Genomic DNA, 3,173 nt, shown 5'->3' with positions numbered 1-3,173 from the left:
GCGGAAAGACCTCCCTGCCCTGCGGTACGAATGCGATGCCCGACCGGGCGCGGTCATACGCCGCGCTCCGGTCGAGCGCCTTCCCCTCGAAGGCAACGCTTCCGCTCGTCAGCCGGTGGTGGCCGACGATCGATCTCATCAAACTGGTCTTGCCGACGCCGTTGCGGCCGAGCACGCAGGTGATCTTGCCGGCGCCCGCCTTCAGCGATACGCCGCGCAGCGCCTGGGCGGCGCCGTAGTGCAGCGTGGCATTGGAAACTTCGAGCATGTCAGCGCCGTCTCCAGAACCTGAGAAACGACAGATCGAAGTGATGGAACTGAACCCGCCAGACCATGCTCATCTCCCCAGATAGACTTCGACGACACGCTCGTCGGCCGACACGAAATCGAGTGTGCCTTCCGAGAGCACCGAGCCCTCGTGCAGACAGGTGACCTTGACGCCGAGCTCGCGCACGAAATGCATGTCGTGCTCGACGACGATGACCGAATGGTCGCGGGCGATATCCTTGAGCAGCCGCGCGGTTTCCTCGGTCTCGGCATCGGTCATGCCGGCGACCGGCTCGTCAACCAGAAGCAGTTTCGGGTCCTGCGCCAAGAGCATGCCGATCTCCAGCCACTGCTTTTGCCCATGGCTGAGATTGGCCGCCAGTTCGTCACGCTTGTCGCCAAGCCGGATGATGCCGAGGATGTCATCGATCTGCCGCGTCTCGGCGGCCGAGCGGCGGTGAAACAGCGCCGGGAAGATCGAGCGAGGACCCTTCAGCGCCAGCATCAGGTTTTCCTCGATCGTGTGGCTTTCGAAGACGGTCGGCTTCTGAAATTTACGGCCAATGCCCATCATTGCGATCTCGGCCTCGTCGTGCTTGGTCAGATCGACTTGGCCGTCGAAGAACACTTCGCCCTCGTCGGGCCACGTCTTGCCGGTGACGATGTCCATCATCGTCGTCTTGCCGGCGCCGTTGGGGCCGATGATGGCGCGCATCTCGCCCTTGTCGAGCACCAGCGACAGATTGTTGATGGCGCGAAAGCCGTCGAAGGAGACCGAGACGCCGTCGAGATAAAGGATCGTGTTCGACTTTGACATGGTCGCTCACTCCGCCGGCTGTGGTTCGGGGTTGCTGGCGGACCAGTCACCTGGCTTTCTTGCTTCACTGCGAACGATTTTCGCCGGCGGCGAGACATCGGCATCGGTGCCGGCTTCCTCGGCAATCGAAGCAGCTCGCAACGCCTTGGCGTTGCCGCGCCAGCTGTCCCACATGCCGATGATGCCCTCGGGCAGCAAAAGCGTGACGGCGACGAATAGTCCACCCAGTGCAAACAGCCAGAACTCCGGCAGTACGCCGGTGAACCAGGATTTTCCGGCATTGACCAGCAACGCACCGATGATCGGCCCGACAATGGTGCCGCGCCCGCCGACAGCCGCCCAGACGACGACTTCAATCGAATTGGCCGGCTCGAATTCACCCGGATTGATGATGCCGACCTGCGGCACGTAGAGCGCGCCGGCTATGCCGGCCATGACGGCCGAGACGGTGAAGGCGAACAGTTTCACGTTCTCCGCCCGCCAGCCGAGGAAGCGCGTGCGGCTCTCGGCATCGCGTACCGCCATCAAGAGCTTGCCGTATTTTGAGCCGACGATCGCCCAGGTGACGAAGACGGCAAGTGCCAGCATCACCGCGCTGGCGGCAAACAGCGCCGAGCGCGTCGCGTCGGCCTGCACGTTGAAGCCCAGAATATCCTTGAAATCGGTCAGGCCGTTGTTGCCGCCGAAACCCATGTCGTTGCGGAAAAAGGCAAGCAGCAGCGCATACGTCATCGCCTGGGTAATGATGGAGAGATAAACGCCGGTGACGCGGCTGCGGAAGGCGAACCAGCCGAAGACGAAAGCCAGCAGGCCAGGCACCGCGAGCACCATGAGGCCGGCGAACCAGAAATGGTCGAAGCCATACCAGAACCATGGCAGTTCCTTGTAGTTCAGGAACACCATGAAGTCGGGCAAGACGGGATTGCCATAGACGCCGCGCGAGCCGATCTGGCGCATCAGATACATGCCCATTGCATAGCCGCCGAGCGCGAAGAAGGCGCCGTGACCGAGCGAAAGGATGCCGCAATAGCCCCAGACCAGGTCGAGCGCCAAGGCGAGCAGCGCGTAGCAGAGATATTTGCCGGTCAGCGCGACGATGTAGGATGGGATGTAGAAGGCGCTGGTAGGAGACACCGCAAGGTTGAGCAACGGCACGATGACGGCCACCGCCAGCAGGATGGAGATCGTAATGGCGATGCGGCGGTCCGCGCCGGCGGCAAAGAAGCGTCCCGTGATCATGCTTCCACCGCCCTGCCCTTGAGCGCGAACAGGCCGCGCGGGCGCTTCTGGATGAACAGGATGATCAGCACCAGCACGACTATCTTGCCGAGCACGGCGCCGGCATAGGGCTCGAGGAACTTGTTGACGATGCCGAGCGAGAAGGCGCCGACCAGCGTGCCCCAAAGATTGCCGACGCCGCCGAAGACGACGACCATGAAGCTGTCGATGATGTAGCCGCGGCCGAGATTGGGCGAGACGTTGTCGATCTGGCTCAGCGCGACGCCGGCAATGCCGGCAATGCCGGAGCCGAGCGCGAAGGTCAGCGCGTCGACCCACGGCGTCCTGATGCCCATCGAGGCAGCCATGCGCCGGTTGGCGGTGACGGCGCGCATCTGCAGGCCCCAGGGCGTGCGCTTCATCACGTAGAGCAGGATGCCGAAGACAGCGAGCGCGAAAACCAGGATCCACAGGCGGTTCCAGGTGATCGCCAACTGTCCGACATTGAACGAGCCCGACATCCAGGATGGGTTGCCGACCTCCTGGTTGGTCGGCCCGAAGATTGAGCGCACGGCCTGTTGCAGGATCAGCGAGACGCCCCATGTCGCCAGCAGCGTTTCAAGCGGCCGGCCATAGAGGAAGCGGATGACACCGCGCTCGATGATCAGGCCAACCAGGGCCGCGACGAGAAACGCGAGCGGCAGTGCGATGACCAGCGACCAGTCGAACAGGTCCGGGAAGGATGTACGGATCACCTGCTGGACGACGAAGGTCGTGTAGGCGCCGAGCATGACCATCTCGCCATGCGCCATGTTGATGACGCCCATGACGCCGAAGGTGATGGCAAGGCCGATTGCCGCCAGCAGCAGCA

The 3,173-nt window shown here is 63.0% G+C and carries 4 protein-coding genes; all 4 read right to left on the bottom strand.

The genetic code is table 11. From position 1 onward, the window contains the following. Positions 1 to 268: ATP-binding cassette domain-containing protein (locus tag EN949_RS34070; protein ID WP_127371949.1), on the bottom strand; the 268-nt coding region annotated here is incomplete at its 3' end. A 69-nt stretch (positions 269 to 337) separates the two neighbouring features. Next, complete coding sequence (gene urtD / locus EN949_RS34065) at positions 338 to 1,084, bottom strand: urea ABC transporter ATP-binding protein UrtD (protein ID WP_127366441.1); 747 nt, start codon at positions 1,082 to 1,084, stop codon at positions 338 to 340. Positions 1,085 to 1,090: 6 nt separating this feature from the next. After that, positions 1,091 to 2,323, bottom strand: coding sequence for an urea ABC transporter permease subunit UrtC (gene urtC / locus EN949_RS34060; RefSeq protein WP_127366440.1), 1,233 nt, complete (start codon positions 2,321 to 2,323; stop codon positions 1,091 to 1,093). Further along, positions 2,320 to 3,173, bottom strand: an 854-nt coding sequence (urtB, locus tag EN949_RS34055; RefSeq protein ID WP_127371948.1) for an urea ABC transporter permease subunit UrtB, incomplete at its 5' end; no start/stop codon positions are given. The genes urtC and urtB, both read right to left, overlap by 4 nt.

It is taken from the genome of Mesorhizobium sp. M7A.F.Ca.US.007.01.2.1 (assembly GCF_003998165.1).
Taxonomy (GTDB): domain Bacteria; phylum Pseudomonadota; class Alphaproteobacteria; order Rhizobiales; family Rhizobiaceae; genus Mesorhizobium; species Mesorhizobium ciceri.
Note: the sequence above shows the minus strand (reverse complement) of the source record. Positions and strands in the feature narration are given on the sequence as shown.